The organism is Novipirellula rosea (assembly GCF_039541335.1).
Lineage (GTDB): Bacteria > Planctomycetota > Planctomycetia > Pirellulales > Pirellulaceae > Novipirellula > Novipirellula rosea.
Genome location: NZ_BAABGA010000022.1, coordinates 18,159 through 39,665 on the forward strand (window position 1 = coordinate 18,159; position 21,507 = coordinate 39,665).

The 21,507-nt window shown below is 55.3% G+C and carries 10 protein-coding genes; 9 read left to right on the forward strand and 1 reads right to left on the reverse strand.

Annotated elements, in window-relative coordinates; genetic code table 11:
* Window positions 1-104: 104 nt before the first annotated feature.
* From ABD971_RS08445 to ABD971_RS08455, 3 genes are all read left to right on the forward strand, one after another.
* Complete coding sequence (locus ABD971_RS08445; protein WP_345321156.1) at window positions 105-1,568, forward strand: vitamin K epoxide reductase family protein; 1,464 nt, start codon at window positions 105-107, stop codon at window positions 1,566-1,568.
* A gap of 783 nt (window positions 1,569-2,351) precedes the next feature.
* Entirely contained in the window at window positions 2,352-3,410 is a 1,059-nt protein-coding gene (locus tag ABD971_RS08450; RefSeq protein WP_339942021.1) for a DUF1559 family PulG-like putative transporter, read from the forward strand.
* A gap of 292 nt (window positions 3,411-3,702) precedes the next feature.
* Window positions 3,703-3,966 carry a hypothetical protein gene (locus ABD971_RS08455; protein WP_345321158.1) on the forward strand — a complete coding sequence of 88 codons (264 nt, stop codon included), beginning with the start codon at window positions 3,703-3,705 and terminating at the stop codon, window positions 3,964-3,966.
* A gap of 386 nt (window positions 3,967-4,352) precedes the next feature.
* On the opposite strand, the gene ABD971_RS08460 is transcribed toward ABD971_RS08455, so the two are convergent.
* Complete coding sequence (locus tag ABD971_RS08460; protein ID WP_345321160.1) at window positions 4,353-11,669, reverse strand: Ig-like domain-containing protein; 7,317 nt, start codon at window positions 11,667-11,669, stop codon at window positions 4,353-4,355.
* A gap of 551 nt (window positions 11,670-12,220) precedes the next feature.
* Between ABD971_RS08460 and ABD971_RS08465 the strand changes: the two genes are divergently transcribed.
* The 6 genes from ABD971_RS08465 (at window position 12,221) to ABD971_RS08490 (ending at window position 21,503) form a co-directional block, all read left to right on the forward strand.
* Window positions 12,221-13,693, forward strand: coding sequence for a sulfatase (locus ABD971_RS08465; RefSeq protein ID WP_345321162.1), 1,473 nt, complete (start codon window positions 12,221-12,223; stop codon window positions 13,691-13,693).
* Window positions 13,694-14,008: 315 nt separating this feature from the next.
* Complete coding sequence (locus tag ABD971_RS08470) at window positions 14,009-14,905, forward strand: AAA family ATPase (protein WP_339942040.1); 897 nt, start codon at window positions 14,009-14,011, stop codon at window positions 14,903-14,905.
* A gap of 51 nt (window positions 14,906-14,956) precedes the next feature.
* Complete coding sequence (locus ABD971_RS08475; protein ID WP_345321164.1) at window positions 14,957-16,171, forward strand: DUF58 domain-containing protein; 1,215 nt, start codon at window positions 14,957-14,959, stop codon at window positions 16,169-16,171.
* Between the two features lie 102 nt (window positions 16,172-16,273).
* Window positions 16,274-18,892, forward strand: a complete 2,619-nt coding sequence (locus tag ABD971_RS08480; protein ID WP_339942016.1) for a transglutaminase TgpA family protein — start codon at window positions 16,274-16,276, stop codon at window positions 18,890-18,892.
* The gene (gene cmk, locus ABD971_RS08485; RefSeq protein WP_339942015.1) at window positions 18,889-19,554 is read left to right on the forward strand and encodes a (d)CMP kinase; all 666 of its coding nucleotides are present in this window, start codon (window positions 18,889-18,891) and stop codon (window positions 19,552-19,554) included. Before ABD971_RS08480 ends, cmk begins: the two co-directional genes overlap by 4 nt.
* A 128-nt stretch (window positions 19,555-19,682) precedes the next feature.
* Window positions 19,683-21,503, forward strand: coding sequence for a cyclic nucleotide-binding domain-containing protein (locus ABD971_RS08490; RefSeq protein ID WP_345321167.1), 1,821 nt, complete (start codon window positions 19,683-19,685; stop codon window positions 21,501-21,503).
* Window positions 21,504-21,507 lie beyond the last annotated feature (4 nt).

Here is a 21,507-nt window from a genome sequence, read left to right on the forward strand (position 1 = left end):
GGCGTTGGCGGATGCCGGTCCGCTGGCTGCGGCACGCCACCTGCTTTGCTATCGACGAATCGAGAGTTGCACCATGCCGATACGCCAAATTTGATGAGAGAAACATGTCCGCTGCTGATTTGTTCGACCGATCGTCGTCCAGCTGGTTCCCGTTGTTCCATTCACGCAACACGCCGCATGTGCGTCATCGCGGCCACTTTGCGTCAGTAGCACCGATCAAATGGGCACTTCTTTTATGCAGCAGCATTGCGCTGGCTAGCAGCAGCTATCTGGCTTGGGTTTCGTTGACCTCGAGCAGCGTAGCGGGATGTAGTGGCAGTCTTTTCAACTGTGACCATGTCCTACATAGCCGCTGGGCAACCGTGATGTCGGTACCGGTCAGCATTCCTGCAATATTGACCCACGCTTCGATTCTGGGGCTTTTATTGATACGGCCCATGCCGCTTCGATGGGAGCGATACCGGTGGCCAATGATCAGTTTTGCCGCGATCACAGCGGGGGGGGCGGCGATTTGGTTCGTTGGGCTACAAGTCTTTTTGCTTGAACATCTGTGCCCCTACTGTTTGGTCGCTCACACAGCCGGAATAATCGCGGCGGGCGTTGTGCTGTGGCGACGACCACTTCGTAAATCGACGTTGGCGAAAGTCGGTGGAGCGGCGGTGGCGTCGGTGGCACTGCTAATTGCACTGCAAGTCAGTACGCCTGCGCCCGATACGTTTGAGGTGATCGAATACTCAAGTCCGCCAGCGGCAATTCCCGCTGACTCGTCGCTTCCGGCAGATTCGTCAACAACCCCCACCGACGATTCGATGCTGTTTGAAGCTCCCATCTCCTCAACCAGTTCGGCCAGTTCGGCAACGCCCGCGCCCAATGCGAGTATGACGGGAATCTCTTTAGCGATGGGATGGTTCAACCCCAGTCTGTTGTTGGCCGGGCAAGTCGGTCAGGCGGCGGGTGAGAATACGCAGGCAGCGCAGCCCGAGCGACGTACTGCCAGCATTTTAGGGGGGCTGAAACTCGATACACGCCAGTGGCCGTTGATCGGCAAGCCGGATGCGGAATTGGTATTTGTCGAGCTGTTCGATTACACCTGTCCTCATTGCCAACGAACGCACGCCGCGCTGTCGCAGGCGAAAGCTCGGTACGGCGATCGGTTGGCCGTGATCGTCTTGCCGGTGCCGCTCGACCGAGCGTGTAACCCAACGGTTCGTCAAACCGGCGTGGCTCATGGGGAAGCATGTGAATTGGCACGGCTGGCGATTTCGGTTTGGGTGGTCGATCCGAAGGCGTTCCCGAAATTCCACGATTACGTGTTTGAGTCCAAGCCAAACTATGCCGCGGCACTACAGCGTGCTTCGCAGATGGTCGATTCGGAAAAGCTTCGCGAAACGATGAGCGGACCGATCCCTAGCGATTACATCGCAAAGCACGTGGCGCTGTACAAACGCGCCGGCGAAGGAGCGATTCCCAAATTGATGTTTCCCACCAGTACCACCGTCGGCGAAGTTGCCTCCGGCGAGCGTTTGATTCAGTTGATCTCGCAACATCTCGAGCGAACAAGTCGCTAGATGAACGGGCGTTACCTGAATGACGCTGCGAAGGAACAATTCCGACAGTGCACGGTCACGATTTTCTAAGCCCGTTTCGCCTTCCGCTGAATCCGCCGTCGTGATTTGTCTCGATCGACAATGCAGCTTGGTTCGCGAATCAGAGCCGCAGAGCTTCCGAGGTTGCATCCAACGCCAAGTCGACCCGCTGGGTGTCGTTTCGGTCGTCATCGGTCGTGTTTGCCTTCGTTGTGATCAAATCGGGAATTGCGGCTACGGGTTGTGACGACGGCAAGCGACTGCTGCAGATGCGACGTATTGTCCGTCGCAGTTGACCATTCCGTTGACCGTGATGAACCCTTCTTTGCGGTGTGACGCTTTGATGCACACCCTGCTTTTGCTGCCGGATTGGTCGGCGCTGCACTGGGCTGGCGGTATTGGAGTTTGCACAATTGGACCGGCGGAACCCGTGGTGTGAAACTTGCCTTTGGGACATTCGCTCTCCTCTCTTTTTCTTCGGACGGGACTGCCCCATTGGATCGCTCTGCGCCGGTTGAGCTTTGCCCAAGCGATCCGCATCAAACTCAGGCAAATCATTGATAATGAGCGGGCAGCAGGTAACAACGGATGTAACCTGCGCGACTCAATGTTTGTGAGTGGATTCCGCCCCCCTCTGTGTTGACCGGTTGGAACTGGATTGATACATTGTGGAAATTGTGTCCTTAAGCCAGTGGATAACTGGCCGTTTGGGGCCGTTAATTGCCATTTTTTTAAATTCCACCGAGATCACTGGAGACTGGAAGCATGCGTCCATCGAATTCAAACCGACCTGCGTTTACGCTGGTCGAATTACTTGTAGTTATTGCGATCATCGGTGTCCTTGTCGGCCTGCTTTTACCGGCTGTGCAGTCGGCCCGCGAAGCGGCACGGCGAATGAGCTGCAGCAACAACTTGAAGCAGTTCGGATTGGCAATGCACAACTACCACGCCACTTTCAACGTTTTCCCAGCTGGTTACCGAAATCAATTCAATACCGTGCCCACCAACGGAACCCAATATTCTGCAGCCTTAGCGGCCGAATTTTCGTCTTGGGCGTGGAGTGCCGCGATCCTGCCTCAGATGGAGGCTTCAGCGAACTACGAAATATTGCAAGTTGGATCCGTACGTTTGGCGGACGCGTTGATTCCTGGAGGGCCGGTGAATCGGCTGGAGGCTTTGCAGACCCCTATCGCTGCCTATCGTTGCCCATCGGACATCAGCCCCGAAACGAATGATGGAAAACAGATCCAGGACCGAAACGGGACCTCACGCCCTGTCGCGACGTCGAACTACATGGGGGTGAATTCGAGCCGCAAATGGCACGGCTCCAATGGGGCTTGGATTACGGGGCCGGGCAGAGGCGAATTGAATCAATGGGGAGCCGGGCCCGGTGAAAACCACTATCCGAATGGTATTTTTTGGCGAGACTCGAAAGTGGGGTTCAAAGCGATCTTAGACGGAACGAGCAATACGTTGATGATTGGGGAACGCGCCTGGGAGCTGAACAATCCAGCTGGAACGACGTTCAATTGCCGAGCCGGGAATATTTATGGAGAAAGAATTAGTAACGAACAGAGTGAAGTCCACCGCACTCTTGGTTCGATGGCTGGCCCTCTCAATTTCGCGAATGGAAACTGCAATAAGGGATTTTCAAGCCTTCACGTCGGCGGCGTGCAATTTCTGTTGTGTGACGGCAGCGTCCGGTTTTTAACCGATAGCATCGACCACAATAGTCTGTTTAACGGCGGGACAAATGAGGTGGATAGTCTGCTAGAACAACTCTCCGCTCGTGACGACCGCCAAGTCATTAGCGACTTTGAGTAATCCTTTCGTATTTTTTGGTCACTTATTGGCAGCCAAGGTTCTACCTGGCTTCCAATAATCGCTTGCAGTAGATGCGAAGTGTTCAGCCAACAGCATCGGCTCACGCTTGTTTCTGCAATCCTCTTGTATTTCGTGTTTCACCCTTTTTGCATTGCGGTCCATGTATAAAATTCTGCTCCCCATCCTATCGTTCTGTCTTGTCTCAGTTGGTTGTACGCCGTCGGGACCGCCACTCGGTAAGGTATCCGGAAAGGTAACGATCGACGGAAAACCAGCTTCCAACGTGGATGTCATGTTCGCACCTGTTGACGGTGGTCGAAGTTCGACAGGAACGACCGACAGCAACGGACAATACGTCTTAGCCTTCAGTACGACAGATAGGGGCGCGTTGCTTGGGGCACACGAGGTCGTCATTCGAAACGCGACGCCAACGGACATGAACGACCCTGATGCACCCATGGTTTCGACGGGAATGGTCAGTAATGAAGTTGCCACCATCAAGAAAAAGGTGGAGGTCCAATCCGGTGACAATACGATCGACTTGTCGTACCCCTAGTATCGCTGGCCCCTAGTATCGCTGGTGGGTCTAGCATCTCTGGGTAAAGGGGGCCGACGCAATACTGTGCGATCCCGTCGAGCTTCGACGGATCGGTCGTTGGTACTTCCGTTGCAAATCACGCCGCAATTTGCTTCAGCGGTTCGGTGCAACGCTGTGAAGCATGTTGCCAAACCCGAATTTGTAAGCGAAGGACTTTTGAACCGGCGCCGGTCCCTCGCGTACGCTTTCGGGTGTGATGATCCGACGAAGCACGACTCCGAAATGCGACGCAGCGTTTGCCAATTCGGCTATCCTGCCGGACGACTCCTGTCTACCCGCGTAACAATAGGAAACTTGTTCGTAGGACACCTCTGAATTTCCAACGCGGCGACTGTTGTTTTTTATCAATCAATTTGGGCGTGAAGGAACAACTCCGACAGTGCGCGGTCACGATTTTCTAAGTCGGTTTCGCTTGGCGTCGAATCCGCTTTGGTGATCTGATCCAGAACACTCGCGGTCACGAACGATGAGACGGCTTGATTCGCGACATCGACACGCCGTTTTAGTTCGGAATCGATCAGAACCAAGTCAGCTTGATGCGGCTCGTTTCGATCGTCCGCGGTCGTGTTCGTCTTCGATGGGATTAGATCGGGAATGGCAGTTTCGGGTTGTGGCGACGGCAAGCGTTGTGTGGGTGGAATCGGCGACGGTTTGTTGATATCGAGAAAGTTGATCACATCGAGAGCGTCCGCTGCGGATGCAACGTATTGCCCAGCGTTATTGAGCATTCCGTTGACGTCGTAGTAGCGATTCGCTAGCGTCGAGGCATCGGTCGGCGTATTGAGGACGACGGCGCTTGCTCGGAATCGATCGAGCAGATTGATGATCAGCAAGGCATCAAACGCGGTCGTCGCACCACTGTGATCGACGTCGGTCGCAGCGAATGGATTCTGCCACGGTTTGGTGTTGACCGTTTCCACAGTGGCTTCGCCATTAGCCAAGACATGTCGCTGGCTACCATCGACGAAAATCGGCGGCATCACTTGCCAGCCCTCGCCAGCATAATTGACCGTGTCATCTTCATCGTGAACGACGACCAAAATATTGTCGTCGTCCGTCGCCGCCACGACACTCGGTCCGTCGAGGGTCAATTCATTGGGACTCGCGCCGATCACATCGATACGTTCTAGATTCAACGGTTTGTTTTGATTCGGATCGGTGAGGTCCAAATGATGACCGCTGCCGCCGAGAACGAGAGCGTCGTCGCCCAATCCTCCATCCAGTGTGGGCAATTGGTCCACCGGCAAGTCGAATGTAAACACATCGGATCCGCCACCGAGTTGCACGTGCGTCGTGCCGCTGGCCTGTTTGAAATCGATCACTTCGCTGTGGTCGCTGTCGATACGCAGCACGCTGTCATCCGCGTCGCTACCGGTGTCGAAGGCGACATTGTCATCGGTGTCGGCAAACACGAACTCGCGGTCAACCACGTCAAGCATATCTTCGATCGGTTCCAAGTCGATCGCTTTCAAAGCGTAGGCGGGGTCATCCGCATTGCGATCGGTGAAAAATGAGGTGACTAAGTTTGATTGCAGTTTGGTTTTTAGATAATCCAGCGGTGGATCGCTGGCGGATCGAGTTTCGAGTCTTAATGCGTCGTTGCCGCCAATCCCTCCGTCAAACACGAACGGTCCCATCGGAGGGACGCCGATGCCGCGAAAGATCAATAGGTCATCACTGTTGGGCGATCCGTTCAGCCGGAGGGTTGATGACGGATCCGTTGCAGGCCGAAAGAAAACGACGTTGCCAATTTGATCACGCACCGTCACTCCGTTATTGTCCACGTCCACCTCGTGTTGCGGACTGCCGGGATGGAGGTTGACCACCGACGCAATCGGTCGGTCGGCCACCACGACAGCAGATCCCAGAAAGCCGGGACCGAGTTCAATGGTATTGATGGTGCTGAGATCGTTGCCGTCAAAGACCTTTACGGTTGGTTCCACCGGATCGGCTAGGCCTGGACTCGTCACGATATCAGCGATGCCATCGCCGTTGACGTCGCCTGCGGCAACACGCACGCCGCCGGCAAATCCGGGGTCGTAGGCGAAGAAATGAGCAAGCAGTCTTGGGTCTGGGATTTGGATCGCGGCGTCAAGGTTCGGTAACAATGCGGAATCGATGACTTTCACGTGGCCGCCGTCATTGGAACCCGCTTGGTCGGCACCCACGACGATGTCGTCCAATCGGTCGCCGTTTAAATCTGCGGCGGCAACAAACACACCTCCGAGAAAGCCTTGGTCAAACGCAAAAAAGTCACTTAGGATTTGGTCGGCTGGGATCACGCCAGTGGGAGGCAATTGATTGGCGGTGTGCCCGTCAAAGACCCGCACGTGGGGGCCGCCGCCGGGACCGGCACCGACAATGATGTCGTCTTGCGCGTCGCCGTTGACGTCACCGGCCGCAACGCGAACTCCGCCAGCGAACTGCGGAGAGAACGCGAAAAAGCTAAGGATTTCATCACCCGTGCTGCCACTGAATACTTTGACATGCGGCCCTCCGCCGGGGCCAGCCCCGGTGATGACGTCGGCGATGCCGTCACCGGTCACATCACCGGTGCCCACGAAGACGCCACCGGTGAACTGGGGATCGTAGGCAAAGAAACTATGCAGCGTGGCTCCGTTTGTGCCGTCAAAGACTTTGACATGCGGCCCGCCGCCAGGACCGGCACCGGTGATAATGTCCGGCGTGCCATCGCCATTCACATCACCGCTGGCCACCCGCACTCCACCGGCGAACGTTGGCAAATAAGGAAAGAAGCTGAATGTTTCCGTTGCATCGGGTTCAAAGACTTGGACGACCGGTGGAGCACCGCTTTCGGATCCCACGACGATCGAACCAAAATGGATCGCCGGTGGTGAGAAGACGTTGAGATCAATGGCGTCGGTGCTGAGGTTGCCCGCCGTATCAAAGACCAGAATTTCGAAACGATGGAGGCCGGCAAAAAGATTGGGCAATTCAAATTCAAACACAAATGGATCAATGACTTTAAATCCAACAAGTTGCGAATCGATAAACAATCTCACCGATTCAACTTGGACATCATCCTCAGCGTCGATCGCGATTCGCAGCGGCGAACCCGCGATAACGCCTTGTCCGTCGATCGGCTGAGTGATGCTTACCGTGGGCGGTTGATCTTCGCGTAAGTTGATCGTGATCGGTTCCGAATCGGTTTGGTTGCCTGAGATGTCAATGGCTCGGGCAGTCAGTTGAACACTTGGCAAATCCAAAGGTAGCGTGATGTCGAAATCGAACGGAAGCGTGTCATCGGTCTGGATGAAATCGCCGTCCACACGCAATTCGACCGCTTTGATCTTGATGTCGTCGCTCGCGTTGACCACGATTGGAATGGTGCTGCCCTCGAAAAACGTTACTCCAGAAAAGGGTGATGTGATCTCGATTGTCGGTGGCGAGTCGTCCTCGATCACGTCGCTGCTCAATCCGATTGTGTACTCAAAACGACCGTCGTCAAAATCGTTCGTTTGGAATGTCAATTGACCTTCGAATGTTCCCAAAGAGGTTGCGGTGAAGTCGAATTCAACTTGCGTTCTGCTACCTGGCGGTAGCACATCGGCGCCTGCGTCGACGATCGAATATCCGTCGCCAGTGATCTGCAGATTACGCAAATCCAAGTTCGAGATGCCTGAGTTTTGGATCGTAATGCGGTTCTGGAGCGTGGCGTCTGCGGTATCCGAATCGATTGCGGTCTGGCCCAGGTTCCATGTGCCGCCATTGGGAATCTCGTCACCCAAAGCATCCAACACCGTTATCTTCGCCGCGGGTTCAATGCGGATCGCATCGGCCAACATCAATCCGGCATCGCTCGTCAATTCGCCGCGAATACCGACGCCGCTGATCACATCGATCACGCCGAGTCGGTGCCAATTGATACCCGCTTCGCTGAAGTCGCGTGGCGGTAGGAACTGATTGACATTGGTGGTGAACGATTCATCGCCACTGGTCACAGTGAACGTCACTTCGGGGGCCGCTCCGAACGTCAGAGCAGGCCAAGTCGCGGAAACCAGATAGCGACCATCGGGCAGCGTTTCACTGCATTCGCCCAAAGTGCAATCCCATACACCGCCCGACGTGTCGGTGAGTGCTTGTGTGGTATGCAAGTCACCAAAGGCACCAATTCCAACGATTTGATCACCTGGCGACGAGAATTCAGCGTCACCGTTATCGATGATCCGCGTTGACGAAACCGGTTCGATACGAACCGCATCAGCAATGACAAACGAATTAGGATCGTCGTCGCCCAAATCCGCATCCGCATCAAATAATTCAACCGTAAGCATGTTGCCGTTGATGGGGACCACCGCAAGGTTTTGGAAGAAGATACCTTCGGAATCAAACTCGCTGGGCGCGATCTCTTGATTGACACGAACGTCGGCCAGGATCGGTCCGTTGGAGTCACCTTCATGCACGACATATCGCGCGTTCTCACTGCGATCGGGAGCGCTGGTCCAAGTCGCGGAAACTGCAAAGGCACCTGGTGCGATGTCGGTAAACGTCCAAGTCGCCACGTTGCCTGCGTTGGCCGCACTGAATTCAATGTCGCCGTTGACTCCTTGAGGAAACAGCGGATCGAATTGTCTTGTGAAACCATCGGCCAGATAACCTGGGTCGCCATCGTCGATCGTATTGGGAGCTGCGTTGATAACACGAATCTGCTCGAAACGTTGATACGAAACATCCGCCAACGCTGTGCCAGGGAACGAAAACTTGGTCCCATCGTTGACGACAATGGCGCCGCCTGCGTCCAAGATCAAGCGGTCGATTCCGTCGCCTCCGTCAATCAATCGGGGAACATCGAGCGGTTTGACATGAACAGTGGAGTCGTCGTCAAAGGGCGTGCCGACGAAATTTTCCCACTGGCCAATCAAGCGAATTGTGTTGCCAGCGGAATCCACAGTCTGCACCGCGGTCGAATCCAAATCGATCGTGATTGGAAGCGAGGCGAGTGAGAAGTCCAACGTGTCATCGCCTCCGGTATCGATAAAGACATCCGCGCCACCGGGAGTCGCAAAGACGGTGTCATCGCCGATGCCGACATCGACCGTATCATCCCCAGGCCCATCAAAAATAGTATCGGGTCCGGGACCGCCGATCAGCGTATCGGGACCGTCGCCGCCATCGATGGTGTCCGCATCCTCGCCGCCATCAATTCGGTCACCCCCGGGGCCTCCAAACAACATGTCGTCGCCCCCTTCGCCGCGAAGATTATCGCTGCCGTCCCCGCCAAAGACCACTTCGATTAAATCGCTGCCGATCACCGTGTCGTTGCCACCGTGCGCACGAAGATGAACTTCCAAACCTTCGTCGAGATCGTATGAGACGATGCTTGGGGTCCCAATGCCGGTGATTCCATAGCTAAGACTTACGGACGGGCCAACGACCTCGACGGTGAATGTTTCGTCGCGGGCGATGCCATGTGCAAACACCGGGGTGCCCGGCAATTGATAACTTCCTCGCAGCGTCCGCGTGTTGTCTTCGTTAAATGGATCGCCATCAAATTCGGGCACGACGTCCAAGTGATCCGCGACGGTCAAGATGAAATAGTCGTCGATCGGGTCCGCTTCGCCATCGATTCCTGGAAACGGCACACTGCCCGCATCGACGCCAATGGTGGTCAATACAATCCGGTTTCCATCAACCGCAAGATCGTCAGGATCGGTGATCGCTGTCACGCCTAGCAGTTCGTCGCTGGCATCGAGGCGATCGTCAAGCGATCGGTAGTAGCCCAATTCAAACTCCGAGGCATCTTCATTCGCAACCCGAAAGGACTGAAAGAAATCACTGAAGCCCGTTGCGAAATTGCGCCCCATCAGGATGTCCGTATCTGGCGTTCCCGCAAACAGGTCGACTTCACCGAACGGGACAGGTGAACCGCTCGGTGGATCGGTCACTGTCGGATCCAAATCGCTCGCGTCTCTGTCGCTTTGGAAGGCGACGCGAGATCCATCTCGGCTTGCCGCCAGAAATCGCGTTCCCGGAATACCGCTGGGCCCCACTCCGGTTCCGCTTGTCGTCTTGCTGATCATGGATGTAACGCCGGTCCACAGATCACGCACATAAACGTGTCCTCCGGGAAATAGGGTTCCGCCGGGAATCAAGTCTCGTGCCGTGCTGGCGAATGTTACATAGCGACCATTGCTACTAATCGATGGTCCCGTCGACCCCGCGGTTCCGATACCAACATCGGTATGAACGCCGACGGCGGTGCCGGCCGCATTCACACTGACTAGGATCATCTCCGTTGCAGCGGGCTCATCAAAAATCCCATCGACGTCGGAATCACGATCAAGCACAAAGATGTCCGAAAATGCATCACCATCGGTGACACCCAGTGACGGATCAAGAAGATCCCCGGCAAGGCTCCGAAAGGCGACGAAGCGACCATCATCACTCATCACGGGCCCCGCACTCACATCGCTGTCGAGCAGCGGAGAAGGAGGGGTAGGGCCGTCTGCGGCGACCAGGCCAGCGACCTCGCGACTGCGGCTAACCAACGTAGTGATGCCTGTTTTAAGATCGCGAACGAACAAGTCTTCGGCAAAATTCTCGTCGCTAACTCCGTCTACCAAATCGGTCGCACGACTGAAGAAAGCGACGTGTCGACCGTTGCGACTGAGCAGTGGTTCTCGTGAGTTATCGTTTCCGGAGTTCTTTCCAGCACTGTTGATCGAAACCAACTCGACCGGTGAATTGCCGCCGCCCACGAAGACATCGAAGCCGCCTGTGTCGTCGACGCTGCCCGTCGCGTCACTGACGAGTCCGTTGTTGGACGTTACGAATGCAACCAAGCCGCCGCTGAGGTTGGTTGAAAAATCAAACGTTGTGCCGCTGGTAAATCCCGTGCCTGATCCTGTGCCATCGACGTTGATCCGAGTCACCGGGCCGTCATCGACACTGGCCCGATACAAATCGCCACCAAAACCATTGGTGTCGATGATTGCGGGGTCGTCGACCAACATGTCGACCGCAAAGCTAGTGAAGATCACAAATTTGCCGTCACCACTGATCACCGGTCGGTTCGAAGGACCCTCCACCACGCCCGCCGCCGTTAAGTCCGTGCCGATGCTCAACAGCGTCGTTGAGGTCTCGCCGGCACCACTCTCGTCAAAGATTCCGTCCCCATCGGCGTCCCGATCACGAACATACACGTTGGGGACCACATCGATGACGGTACCTTTGACAAGGTCGGTCGAGTTGCTGACGAAAGCGACATAGCGTCCATCATCACTGATCGCGGGATCGAACGAGCCTGATGGGCTGCAACCGACACTCGCTTCGCAAATGCTGCTGTCGGTGCCCTCCGCGTTAACACTGATCAGTGTCGTTGTCCCTAGCAATAGATCACGCAGGAAAACATCTTGGCGATCGTTGGTGTCGGTAGGGACCAAGTCCGATGCATAGCTTTGAAACGCGATGAAGCGGCCATTTGCATTGATCACCGGGTTACTTGAAAAGTCATTCGCTGCGACCGGTGAACTAGGCGGAGGCGTGACGCTAACTAAATCGACCGCCAGTAGACGCCGGTCTTCGAGTTGTTCAAGACAAGGCAGGAATCGCCGATGCAAATCACGACGGAGCTTACACGCTCGCAACTGCCTGTATGTTCGGTTGGAATGGACACGTGAGAGGTCGAGCTGCGTAGTCATGATCGGTGCTCCCCGATGCATCAACATGCGAGAGGACTGCCGAGTCATGGAAGCCGAAGACGCGATGCCGATTTTGTTTCGGAACCTCGCGCGATGGTGAAGCGAATCTCACCGCGTGGAATCAGTTACTGTCTGTTTCGATTGAATCCTTGCTAAAGATGTTTCTTGGTTGGGTTGCGAGAGGACATTGGGGATTGGGTATTGGCTGTCGCGATCCCCCCCGATGGTTCCCGCTGTGTTCATTCTCGGGCCACCACGAGTGAAATGCAACGAAGAAATTTATTTCGCAATCATCGGTGGCGCCGTGGATCGCGGAACCGTATGGAGGGTTCCGCCGAATGAAAGACGAGCCTTTAGAGGATTTGGCCGGAGATTTACGGGGTCTGGGCGGCTTCAGCATGATTCCGCTGTCGAGCATTTGGGGAGAGACAGGTTTCGCGTGTAAAGGGGCAAAAATGAACCGTGTTTTCCCCACCATTGCGGTGGCTGCATTAAGATTGTCAGCACGACACACGGGAATCTAGTTTTTTGTTTATCGGGAGTGCTCCACTTTGTTTCGATCGGTTTTGTTTTGCGTTGTGATCTTGGGATGGGCACTGAGCGGCGTGAGTTCAGCGGTTCACGCGGCTGATAAACCGCTAAACGCGTTGTTTATTGCGATTGATGATTTGCGACCAGAACTTGGCTGTTACGGCGTCTCGGATGCTCAATCGCCATGCTTGGATGACTTTGCTGCGACATCAGTGCGGTTCAACAACCATTTTGTGCAAGTACCGACCTGTGGTGCGTCTCGGTATGCATTGTTGACCGGACGTAGTCCGCTTCGTTCCGGCGTCACGTCCAACAATGCCGCCCTCTATCAAGGCAAGGCCAAACTGAGCGACGTCCCACAGAGCGGTGCCCAATCGATGCCCGAGTTGTTTCGTCGCAGTGGTTATCAAACGGTGTGCATTGGCAAAATTTCACATACTGCCGACGGCCGCGTCTACGAATACAACGGCAAAGGCGATGGCCGCGATGAAGTGCCTTTGGCCTGGGATAAATTGGCGACGCCGCTGGGGGCATGGCAGCGAGGGTGGGGCGTGTTCTTTGCCTATCCCAACGGAGTTCATCGCGAAGACGGTCAGGGACACCAGGATTTAATGGATTTCACGGTGACCAAGGACACCGATCTTCCCGATGGGTTGATGGCCCAATCGGCAATCGAGTTTCTTAAACAGCAAAGTGATGACGACGCCCCCTTTTTTCTTGGGCTGGGGTTCTTCAAACCACATTTGCCGTTTGTTGCACCCAAGCAGGACTGGGATGCGTTCGAAAACAGCGATATTGAAATTGCCGAGGACCAACAGAAACCCGAGACGGCATATTGGCATCGCAGTGGCGAGTTTTACAGATACGACGCTCCTTTCGAAAAACAGCATCCGTTGTCGGTCGATGCCCAGCGTGATGCGCGTCGCGGCTATCTAGCGTGCGTGCGATACGCCGATCGGCAAGTAGGCAAGGTGCTCGATACGCTGCAGCAAACCGGGTTGGCCGACAACACGGTGGTCGTGGTTTGGGGGGACCATGGTTGGCATTTGGGTGACCAGCAGATCTGGGGCAAACATTCGCCGCTGGAACGGGCGTTACGCAGCGTGTTGATGATCCGTGTTCCCGGTGTCTCGAAACCTGGTTTGGTTTCGCACGCCTTGGTCGAAACGCTCGACCTGTATCCAACGCTAATCGATGTTTGCAATCCAAGCTTCCAGCAAACGCATCTTCCCTTGGATGGAAAAATTTTGACCTCGGTTATCCGTGGCGACACCGACTCGGTGCGGGACGCATCGCTCAGTTATTGGAACAACGCGATTTCGGTACGGACATTGGACCGTCGTTTGATTGCCAAACAGGTGGCAGGCGAGTTTGGATCGATCGAGCTGTATCCAACCGACCGCGACGTGTTGGGACCAAATTTGGCGGACGACCAACCCGGCAAAGTCAAAGAAATGTTAGAACTGTTTGAACGTCAATCCGAAAAGAAGTAAACGCGGGTCGGAGCGAACGTGCTGGGCTGATGCGTTCTGGGCCGATGCGTCTTGGGCCGATGCGTTCTGGGGCTCAGTCGGATGGAAGCGGCATCGATTGTCGGCTAAGATTGAGGCGTTGGTCTCCAACAGATCGATATTCCGATCGAGACGCGATGCATTTTCGTCGCAAGTCGACGGGAGAGCCCGAGCGGCAGATCTCGGTCGTTTTCGGTTATTGTTCAAGCAAGCATTGGTCTAATCAAGATCGTTTCAATCGCAAAGGATGTCATGACGCGGGAAGCCTATCATACCTCTCGTCGTCTACGGGAAAACATCGAACAGGTCGTGTTCGGTAAATCCGAAGTGGTGCAAATGTTGGTGGTCGCATTGTTGGCCGGCGAACATATCCTGCTCGAAGACGTTCCGGGTGTCGGCAAAACATTGGCGGCAAAAGCATTGGCGCATTCGATCGACGGAAAATTCAATCGACTGCAATTCACCCCCGATTTGTTGCCTAGTGACATCACCGGCAGCATGGTGTATCGCAGTGACCGTCGTGAATTCGAGTTTCACCCTGGACCGATTTTCGCCAACGTCGTTTTGGCAGACGAAATCAATCGTGCTCCGCCGCGAACCCAATCCGCACTGCTCGAAGCGATGAGCGAAGGCAGCGTGTCGATCGATGGGGTGACGCACCCCTTGCCGCAACCGTTCATTGTCGTGGCAACGCAAAACCCATTCGAATTCGAAGGCACTTATGCGTTGCCCGAGAGCCAGCTCGACCGCTTTCTGTTGCGAACGTCGATCGGATATGCCGACCGTCACTGGGAACGCGAAGTTTTGGTCACCCATCGCAGTGGTGAACCGGTCAATCAACTGCAATCCGTTGCAACGTTGCAGGCGATTCGCGATGCTCAGGCCGAAGTCCGCGAAGTGGTCTTTGAAGAGTCGCTTGTCAATTACTTGTTGGACATCGTCGAAGCCACACGGTCGCATTCTGAATTCGAGTACGGCGTCAGCACTCGAGGAGCGCTTAGTTTTTATCGAGGATGCCAAGCTCGGGCGCTCTCGGAATTGCGTGACTTTGTCACTCCCGATGATATCAAAGCACTCGCAGTCGCGACCCTGTCGCACCGAGTGGTTCACGACAGCGTGTTCCAGGGGCCGACTCGACATTTGGTCGAAGAGCAAATTGCGTCGATCTTGGAACAGGTCGAGGTGCCCGTGTAGTGTCCCGGCGGTTGGCGTAAACTTTTTGATGGTTCCAACTCGGTTTTCTTAATGCAGCTTCGCAACGAATCACTGAATTCACCGTACTACACTCGCAAAGTACGGTTGACGCGATTGGGACTGCATTTTTTGTTCGTCAGTACGTTTGCGATGCTCGGCGGTGCGCTTCGCGGATTCAATCTGTTGCTGGTGGTCGCCGGCCTGTTGGTGGGGGCTTTGTTCATCCAGTGGCGTTGGTCACGCGGGGCCGTGATGGCACTTTCGCTTCGCCGACGATTGCCCTCCGAAGCGTATGTGGGCATACCTTTCGCGGTCGATTTCGAGGTCACCAACCATAGTCGCTGGATGACGTTGTGGTTGTTGCGTGTCGAGGACCGTGTCGAGTCGCATTCGTTTTCGTCGGGGCGACAAGCCGACGGCGATACACGGATCGTGACGCTCCGGCAAATTGGTCCAGGCAGCAGTGAATCATGTACCACCTATGGGGTGCCGCAAAACCGTGGCACGCTGACCTTGGGACCGCTGCGTGTGGTCAGCTCGTTTCCACTGGATTTATTAACCGCTCGCGTGGTCAATACCGAACCGGCGACGTTGGATGTCTATCCCAAATTGTTGACGCTCAATCGAGGTTGGCAGCGGGTCGTGTCGGGGCGAAACGATGGCGTTTCGGGTTCGACCGATCGGACGGGGCCCAACGAGGGCGAATTTTATGGGCTGCGGCCTTACCGCGATGGCGACACGCTACGTAAGATTCACTGGCGGACCTCCGCACGATTGGATCACCCCGTCGTTGCTCAGTACGAGCAATCACGCCGCTACGAGTTGTGTTTGATGGTCGACGCTTTTCTAGAATCGTCGTCGGCGGCGAACGACTTGGTGGAACAGGCGATTAGTGCCACCGCGACGATCGCGTTGCAGTTGGCCGGAAACAACGCGAGTCGAATTGTGGTCGCTGCCGCAGGGGACGAAGCGATGGCGACCTTGGCCAGCGGATCGCCGGATAACAAACGCAAGGTGTTGTCGTTGTTGTCGCGAGTCAAATTGAGTCAATCGCCTGATCTGTTGGGAGCGTTTGAACAGTCCGCCTCGCTTAGCGGTCGTGCTCAAGATGTCGTGATGCTAAGCCCACGCTCGATGCAGGAGGCGATCCAGGGCGTGGACCCGAAACTACGCAAACGCTTGGACGATTCAGTACGACGGGGCCGGTTACGATGGCTGGATTTGTCATCACCGGCAGGAAGCCATTGGTTCGAAACCGCGGAGTGAGCCGGCTGGTTTGCTAAACACACCGTAAAACTTGCTAGACAGTACAATGATGGGAAACCATCGCTTCGATCGGCAAGCGAAAATTGAGTTGGGCGAAGATTTATGACATCGGTAATTTCTGCGATTACGAAAGAGAGTGAGACGGAGGTCGATGGCCGCGTGAAGCTGTGCTTTGCGATTCTCTCCTGTCTGGGGGGGATGACGCTTGCGGGCGATCCCGATTCGCAAACGTTTGCCTTGATCGCGATTTTCTTCGCAATCTTTGGCTATGTGTTCGTCGATTGGTTAGCCTTTTTTTCGCTTCCATCGCTGATTGCTTACTTGGCGATGGTCGCGGCGGCGATTTATTGCGTGGCCGATTTTGTCGTCTACGACCCCAACACGCGGACGCGGTTTTCGTTCGATTTGTATCAAGCCGGAGATCGGCATCTCGTTGCGGTATCGCAGTTGTTGGTGTTGGTTCAATCCATCTTGATGTTGCAAGTCAAAACGCGGCGGGTGTGCGAGCAGTTGTGTGTGTTTTGTTTGCTTGAATTGATCGTGGCTGCGGTCTTTAACAATGCGATCACGTTTGGTTTGTTGTTGGTGCCGATTGGGTTTGTGGCCGCTTACGGACTAGCGCTGTTGTCGGGCGTTTCACCGCTTGACGCCACCCCGTTCGGTGCGAGTTCCCGCGCTGTCGGCGCTGGGGGAATGGGGGCTGGGGGTAGGGACACGCTGCCGCATGACGATTCACGATCGCGGCACCGCGATCACGCGGCACCCTCGAATGCCAAGAGCATGTATCGCACGATTCTGGTGCTTGTCGTTCCCGCCGTACTGATCGTCGGAGCGACTTTCTTTTATGCGATTCCACGGACAACCGAATCAGCCAAGATGGGGCACAATGGCCGCACGTTGGTCGGCTTTAGCGAGACGGTGCGGTTGAAGCAGTTTGGCCAGATGCTAAAGAGCAATGAAATCGCGCTGCGGGTATGGATGACCGATCGAGCCACGGCCAAACCGTATCATGCGATCGGCGGGTTGTATCTGCGAGGCCGTACGCTCGAGCGTTACCATACCCACGATGACGACGGCGAGTTGATTGCCGATTGGTCGGCATTGCCAGGTGGGGTAATTAGCAATTCGCAATTGTTGCCGATGGAATTCTTTCCAGAGCGAAGTAGTGATCGCAATTTCTATGATGCAGTCAACGTGCAGGTAGATTGCAAATCGATGTACAGCGATTCATTGTTTGCCATCGCCCCTTATTACCGCATCGACACGAAGAAAGAGGTGGTGCATCAGGTCGAGCGTTGGACGCTGCGGCGTCGTGAGGCGAGTGAGTGGAACCGTCCTCCGATTCAATATTCGTTTGGCACCAATTCGCTTCGAGACGGGGTGCAATCGGAATTGATCGCTCGTTTTGCTCCGGGCGAAGTCGCGTTGGTCTCGAAGATTGCCGAAGTCCGCAACAACGGGCCTGCGATGCGTCCGAACGAGAAAAAGAACAATCCGGAGCGTGAATTTCGCCAAGACTATCGCCGTGAACTGCTGCGGTTTAACGAGCGACGAATGCCAACGATCAAGTTGATGGCCGATGCGCTCGCTAGCAGTATCCCTGAGAAAGAGCGGGGGCCGATGGCGTTGGCGAGGCTTTACGAAGAATTTCTGCATTCGCGCGGCGGGTTCCAGTACACCTTAAATCTGGATGCGGTGAAATCTTACAACGTTGATCCAATCGAAAAATTTGTCGCCAAAGATCGTCGAGGTCATTGCCAATATTTTGCTTCGGCACTCGCGATGATGCTGCGTAGTCAAGGCATTCCCGCTCGCTTGGTTGTTGGTTACCGGACCGACGATCTGAACGAGCTCGGACACTATTACGTGGCCCGTCAATCACATGCCCATGCTTGGGTGGAAGCCTTGATCGACGAGCAAGATCTTGATCACGTGGTCTATGGACAACCCAAAGCGAATCAATATTGGATGCGTTTAGATCCGACCCCGGGCGGAACGAATTCCGAGGGGAACACTCAAGGCGTCGGCAGCGTCATCGATTTGGCCCAGACGCTGTGGAAAGGTTACGTCGTCGACGTGAACTCTAGTGACAATACGAATTCGAGCGGCGGATCGTCAGCGATCACTCCCATTGCTCAATCGAGAACGTTGTTGGCGACTTGGCTGAAAAACATCATGGACCAAGTCCAAGCAGGACAGCTTGGGGGTGGAGCACTTTCGGCACACCGAGATTTTTCGTGGATTGCCGCGGTGTTCGGAGTGATCGTTACGTTGGGGATATTCGGATCGATCCGTATTTTCTCTGAACTGCTGCAGCGGGCGAAAACGGATTCGACGCCTTCGCGGACGCGGCCGACGGTTGCGTTTTATGCCGAGACGCTTGATTGTTTGACGCGTTGTGGACTCCATCGAGACAACGCTCAAACACCTGCGGAATTTGCGGTGATTGCTGAAAATGAGTTGAATTCGCCGAGGCTTCGAGCCGATTTCTCAGCGACTTCGCCGCCCCGTTCCCCCCTGCGTATCTTGACGGATGCATTCTATCGACTACGTTTCGGGCCAAACACGGCAAGAGTCCCCGGTGAAGCCGATGTGGATCCGCAAACGATCCAGCACGCGTTGGACGAACTCAAGCTGCAAGTGCAGGCTCGGATGTCGAATCCTACCGTTGGCAAACCTGCCCCACCTCATTCGACCGAAACGAAAGTGAACGCATCGTGATCGTAGCCATCGATGGCCCAGCTGGAGCTGGAAAAAGTAGTATTGCCCGCCAAGTTGCCCAGGAATTGAAGTTCGATTTTCTCGATACCGGTGCTCTGTATCGAGCGGTGACGCTCGCCACGATCCGGGCTCAGGTGGATTTCGACGACACGCCGGCGCTGGTGCAAGTCGCTCGCGAAGTCGATTTGCAGTGGGATGGCGATACCATCTTGCTCAATGGGGACGACGTTTCCAGCGAAATTCGTTCTCCCACCGTCACCGACGCGATTCGCTACTTGGCGGATGAACCACAGATTCGTCGACAATTGTCGGCCCAACAGCAGCGTATCGCCGCGGGCCGCAACATCGTTACCGAAGGACGTGATCAAGGCGCGGAAGTGTTCCCCGAGGCGGAATGTAAGTTCTTTTTGACCGCGTCGCCCGAGGAGCGAGCGAGACGTCGCGTCGAGCAACTGAAAAGCGAAGGCCGGCATATGTCGTTCGAACAAGTGCTGGCGGCACAAAATAAGCGTGACCTCGAGGACGAGTCTCGCCCTGTGGGACGTCTGCGAGCCGCCGATGATGCGATTGTGCTAAACACCGACGGCATGACCCCCGAAGAGGTATTAGCGTGGGTGCTGCAACGCATTCGCGAGAAGATGGAAAAAAGCCAACCGCAGTGATCCCCAACGCCATCTACTTTGGTAGCACTCGCGGCGTTTCGCTAGGATTGACACCTCCCGCTGCGTGAAACTTTGTTTCACAGCATTTCTATTGACTTTGAAATGCGTGCCACGGTATCAGAGCGTTCATGAACCTCTCCGAAGCGATCACCGTGCGTCGTCTCCAGCGATGGGACAAGCCAATGGATGCGTCGATGAATGACGCCGATGTGGCTTGGTTGCGCTCGCGCGATCCGTTTGCCTCGATGGATCCGAAGTCGTTCCCGCGAACCACCCCGCTGGAGGGTATTCTACGCAACGATTGCCGCTTGATTCGTTGCGAAGCGGGTGAGGTCTTGGTCCGCGAAGGTGACTACGGCAACAGCGCGTTTTTGGTGCTTGCCGGCAGCGTCAGCGTGATGGTCGATTCGCTCTCACCCGAGCAGCTTGGACGCACCCCCAAAGAAAAACTAAGTTGGCCCGAGGCACTTCGGCGATTCCTGTTCCGCAGTCCGGTGCCCGAAGCACGCGAACCATCGCAAGTGGTTCCGCTGCGAACCAATTCATCCGGAACGATTCGCACGTTGGATGATCGACAAGCGATCTTCTTGCAAGACTTTGACTTGGTGATGCGTGATTATGAGCACGTCTCACTCGGCCCCGGCGAACTGTTTGGCGAAGTCGCTGCGATGTATCGTTCGCCACGCACGGCGACAGTGATTGCGGAAAACGAAGCGACGCTACTGGAGATTCGTTGGCAAGGTTTGCGGATGTTTCGCCGCGATCAAGTCTTTGCTGATACGCTCGACGCGCACTATCGCGAGCAATGGTTGCCGGTTCATTTGCGAGAAATTCCGCTGCTTCGCTATCTGCCCGAAGCCAATCTGCAGCGTGTCGTTGATGCGACGGGGCTGCATTCCTATGGCCGGATGGAATGGGACAACGACTACAAACGGCAACGGAAATTGCCGCTGGCGGAACAGATCGGGGCGGAACCGGTGGTGGCCGAAGAAGGGCGTTTGCCAACCGATTTGATTGTCGTTCGCAGTGGTTTTGGACGGTTGTCGCAGCATTACGGGGCTTCGCATCGCACGACCGCGTATTTGGGCAAAGGGCATCTGTTTGGTTTTGAAGAGCTCGCCTACAACTCGCTGCGTGATGAAAATTTGCCGCCCAAAACGCTGCAGCATTCGCTTCGCGCCGTTGGGTTTCTCGACACGCTGTCGATTCCAGCGGAGGTGTTTGCCGAAGCCGTTTTGCCGCATGTACGTCGCAGTGAATTGCCGGACGAAATTGCGAAACTGGTCACACGCCGCGACCAAGCTGCTACGGCGGATGAAAATGCTGAACGACGAACGCAAGCACGTTTGCCTCAATCCAAACGTGACGGAGGCAGCGATCTGCCGATCGTCACGGGAACAGGTTTCCAGCAAACCGAATTGCTCGAGTTCGTCGTTCAGAATCGATTGAATAACGGCCAACAAGCGATGGTCATCGATCTGAATCGCTGTACCCGATGTGACGATTGTGTCAAAGCATGCGCCAGCGTAAACGATGGCAACCCACGTTTCGCCCGGCAAGGTTTAATCCATGACCGTTTGCAGTTTGTGCAAGCGTGTATGCATTGTGAGGACCCGGTTTGCATGATCGGGTGCCCCACCGGATCGATCGCACGTGACGTGGATACGGGGGTGGTGATGATCCATGAACCAATTTGCATTGGCTGTGGCACTTGTGCCAACGCATGCCCTTATCAAAACATCCACATGGCAAGTATTCGCGATCGCAGCGGAAAACCGTACTGCGATTCTGCGAGCGGCAAACCGATCACTAAGGCGACAAAATGTGATTTGTGTAGCACGCAGCCCAATGGGCCCGCGTGTGCCTCGGCATGTCCGCATGACGCCTTAGTGCGAATCAATTTGACCGAGTCGGCACCGCTGTCACAGTGGCTCGATCGCCGGAGTTAGCACG